We start from the raw sequence: 3,897 nt of genomic DNA, 5'->3' as shown, positions 1-3,897 counted from the left end.
CCCCCACCCCGCACCAGGCACCCACCGATGACCCCGACGGCGCGCAGCGCAGTCAGCCGGGTGTGGACAACGGCGGCTCGCGGCACTGTGACGCGCACGTTGTGACCCTGGACCTCCGGGTGCCCGTGCGGTTCGTGCCCGGCGTTGTCGCGAGGGCGGACGCGCCGGAGATCCGGGACAGATACCGGGACGTTCCCGTTTTCCCAGGCTAGGCAGGGCCTTTCCGGCAGGTGAGCTGCCCGGAATGTCGCCATGTCTCCATTTCTGGAACGCCTGAGGAACCGACGTACGCATGAGCAGCAACACGAGCACGAACATCGACATCACCCCGGCCGAACTCCGACGACGCCTCGTCGATGCCGTGGTCTCCGTCCCGAGAGGGTCCCGGGTCAGGGCCGCCGCGGCCATCCAGGGTGCACGGGCCGCACGCAATGTCTGCGCCCGGACCGTTCGGCACTGGGAGTGACCGACTCCGTGAGGCAGTGACCCCGGACGGCCGAATGCCGTCGGTCTGTCCGGAGCGCGTCTCACGGTATGGGGCCTCGCCGGGCCAACCCCAACCCGGTGAGGCCCCGCCCGAACCGTCCACCCGAACCACCCACCGAACTACTTACTCGAACCACCCACCCGAACGACCTGCCCGAAGGTCCCGCCCGCGGCACTCCGTGTCACAGAATCCGGCATCATGTGACAGGTATCACCGCTCAGGTGTGACCCTCGATTTAGGGGCCCCCTGCAAGCAGCGATAACCTGCGAGACGGACATGCCGCGCGCTCGGTCACCGTGTGCGCCTCCCTTGTGACAGCGGACGTCACGTTGCCCTTCGCGGCACGCCCACGCATCCAACGAACCGCGATATCACTGAGGACGGAAGCGCGTGGACCTGTTCGAGTATCAGGCGAGGGACCTCTTCGCCAAGCACGATGTACCGGTGCTGGCCGGTGAAGTCATCGACACGCCTGAGGCGGCCCGCGCAGCCACCGAGCGGCTCGGTGGCAAGTCCGTCGTCAAGGCCCAGGTGAAGGTCGGCGGCCGTGGCAAGGCCGGTGGCGTGAAGCTCGCCGCCACCCCGGACGAGGCCGTCGCGCGTGCGACGGACATCCTCGGCATGGACATCAAGGGCCACACGGTCCACAAGGTGATGATCGCCGAGACCGCGCCCGAGATCGTCGAGGAGTACTACGTCTCGTACCTCCTCGACCGCACCAATCGCACCTTCCTCGCCATGGCGTCCGTCCAGGGCGGCGTGGAGATCGAGGTCGTCGCGGAGGAGAACCCCGAGGCGCTCGCGAAGGTCCCGGTCAACGCCAACGAGGGCGTGAGCATCGAGAAGGCCCGCGAGATCGTCGCGCAGGCCAAGTTCCCGGCCGACGTCGCGGAGCAGGTCGCCGAGATCCTGGTGACCCTGTGGGACACCTTCGTCAAGGAGGACGCCCTCCTCGTCGAGGTCAACCCCCTCGCGAAGGTCGCCGACGGCCGCGTCATCGCGCTCGACGGCAAGGTCTCGCTGGACGAGAACGCCGAGTTCCGCCAGGCGGACCACGCGGCGCTTGAGGACAAGGACTCGGCGAACCCGCTTGAGGCGGCCGCCAAGGAGAAGAACCTCAACTACGTCAAGCTCGACGGCGAGGTCGGCATCATCGGCAACGGCGCGGGTCTCGTCATGAGCACCCTGGACGTCGTCGCGTACGCCGGTGAGGCCCACGGTGGCGTGAAGCCGGCCAACTTCCTCGACATCGGCGGCGGCGCGTCCGCGGCCGTGATGGCGAACGGCCTGGAGATCATCCTCGGCGACCCCGACGTCAAGTCGGTCTTCGTCAACGTCTTCGGCGGCATCACCGCGTGCGACGAGGTCGCCAACGGCATCGTGCAGGCGCTGCAGCTGCTCGCGGACAAGGGCGAGGAAGTCACCAAGCCCCTCGTCGTCCGCCTCGACGGCAACAACGCCGAGCTGGGTCGCAAGATCCTCTCCGACGCCAACCACCCGCTGGTCCAGCGCGTGGACACCATGGACGGCGCGGCCGACAAGGCCGCCGAGCTCGCGGCTGCGAAGTAAGGGACGAGGGACAAAACAGCCATGGCTATCTTCCTCACCAAGGACAGCAAGGTCATCGTCCAGGGCATGACCGGCTCCACGGGCATGAAGCACACCAAGCTCATGCTGGCCGACGGCACGAACATCGTCGGTGGCGTGAACCCCCGTAAGGCGGGCACGTCCGTCGACGTTGACGGCACCGAGATCCCGGTCTTCGGCACGGTCGCCGAGGCGATCGAGAAGACGGGCGCGAACGTATCCGTCCTCTTCGTACCGCCGGCCTTCTCCAAGGCCGCCGTCGTCGAGGCCATCGACGCCGAGATCCCGCTCGCGGTCGTCATCACCGAGGGCATCGCCGTCCACGACTCGGCCGCGTTCTACGCGTACGCCGTGGCCAAGGGCAACAAGACCCGGATCATCGGCCCGAACTGCCCCGGTCTCATCACCCCGGGCCAGTCGAACGCCGGCATCATCCCGGGCGACATCACCAAGCCGGGCCGTATCGGTCTGGTCTCGAAGTCCGGCACGCTGACGTACCAGATGATGTACGAGCTGCGTGACATCGGCTTCTCGTCGGCGGTGGGCATCGGTGGCGACCCCGTCATCGGCACCACCCACATCGACGCTCTGGCTGCCTTCGAGGCCGACCCCGACACCGACCTGATCGTGATGATCGGTGAGATCGGTGGCGACGCGGAGGAGCGGGCCGCGGACTTCATCGCGAAGAACGTGACGAAGCCGGTCGTCGGTTACGTCGCGGGCTTTACCGCGCCCGAGGGCAAGACCATGGGCCACGCCGGTGCCATCGTCTCCGGTTCCTCCGGCACGGCCGCCGCGAAGAAGGAGGCCCTTGAGGCCGCCGGCGTCAAGGTCGGCAAGACCCCGACCGAGACGGCCAAGCTCGCCCGCGAGATCCTGGCCGGCTGATCTACCCGGCTTCACGTTGATGGGCCCGTTCCCCTGGGTGGGGGCGGGCCCATTGGCGCGTTCTGGGGTGCCGGGTCGGGTTGTGTGGCGGCTGCGGGGGCGTTGTGGCCGGTCGCGCCCACGCGGCGGTAGCCGCAAATCCCACACAGCCCCGCGCCCCTTAAAAGAACGGGCCTGCTAAAAGGGTTGGGGCAGGTTTATTGGCGCGTTCTGGGGTGCGTGGTCCGGTTGTTCGGCGGCTGCGGGTGCGTCGTGGCTGGTCGCGCAGTTCCCCGCGCCCCTTGAAACCGGCCTGCGTTTCAGGGGCGCGGGGAACCGCTCCCCTGAAAAAAGCAGGCCAGCGCACGTCTTTTAGGGGCGCGGGGAACTGCGCGACCAGCCCCCACCGGGCCGCGGCCGGCGAACTACCGACTCAGCGGCGCCAGCCTCTCCGGGCCGCTCGTCATCCCGGTCCGCGACCGGTCCCGAAGAGAGACCTCCTCGTCCGACAACGCACCCTGCACAACGCGCGCAGGCACCCCCTCCACCCGTTCCCCCAACGGCACCGGTGCCTCGTAATGCGTGGGCGCAACCCGCAGGGTGAACGTCGTCGCCCCAATGATCGCGACGGTGAACGCGATCGCCGCCCGGGTCCAGAACACGGTCCGGCGTTCGCCGACGAAACGAACCGTCGGCGGCTTGGCCGCGTGGAGCCGCCCGGTGGAGGCGAGTTCGGTCATCCGCCGGTGCAGTTCCGCCGGGTCGGACAGGTCGGGCAACTGCGCGGCGATGGCCTCGCGCGCGTGCAGCAGCCGGTTGGCCGCCGCCGGCGTACTCGCCTCCGTCTCCGCCGCGGTCTCCGCGAGACCGAGCCCGACCCCGTCGTAAAGGAGAAGCGTGCGGCGGTACGACGGCGGGAGCTTGAGGAGGGCGGTCAGGAGGGCGCGGTCGGACGC

4 protein-coding genes are annotated in these 3,897 nt (G+C 68.7%); 3 read left to right on the top strand and 1 reads right to left on the bottom strand.

All coding sequences use genetic code 11. The annotated features are described in order from the left end of the window. Positions 1-292 precede the first annotated feature (292 nt). From AC31A1_RS48215 to sucD, 3 genes are all read left to right on the top strand, one after another. Positions 293-466, top strand: coding sequence for a hypothetical protein (locus tag AC31A1_RS48215; protein WP_489659394.1), 174 nt, complete (start codon positions 293-295; stop codon positions 464-466). A gap of 411 nt (positions 467-877) precedes the next feature. Beyond that, the gene (gene sucC / locus AC31A1_RS48210; protein ID WP_489659393.1) at positions 878-2,056 is read left to right on the top strand and encodes an ADP-forming succinate--CoA ligase subunit beta; all 1,179 of its coding nucleotides are present in this window, start codon (positions 878-880) and stop codon (positions 2,054-2,056) included. 21 nt (positions 2,057-2,077) lie between these two features. Next, positions 2,078-2,962, top strand: coding sequence for a succinate--CoA ligase subunit alpha (gene sucD / locus AC31A1_RS48205; protein WP_019066811.1), 885 nt, complete (start codon positions 2,078-2,080; stop codon positions 2,960-2,962). A 404-nt stretch (positions 2,963-3,366) separates the two neighbouring features. On the opposite strand, the gene AC31A1_RS48200 is transcribed toward sucD, so the two are convergent. After that, positions 3,367-3,897: RNA polymerase sigma factor (locus AC31A1_RS48200; RefSeq protein WP_489659392.1), on the bottom strand; the 531-nt coding region annotated here is incomplete at its 5' end.

The sequence above is a fragment of the Streptomyces sp. P5F9 genome (genome assembly GCF_057961495.1).
The sequence above is the reverse complement of the archived record's forward strand: the minus strand, read 5'-3'. Positions and strand labels throughout refer to the sequence as shown.

Bases quoted from the DNA above. Each gene is read 5' to 3' on its own strand.
- AC31A1_RS48215 (WP_489659394.1), top strand. From the start codon at position 293: ATGAGCAGCAACACGAGCACGAACATCGACATCACCCCGGCCGAACTC.
- sucD (WP_019066811.1), top strand. From the start codon at position 2,078: ATGGCTATCTTCCTCACCAAGGACAGCAAGGTCATCGTCCAGGGCATG.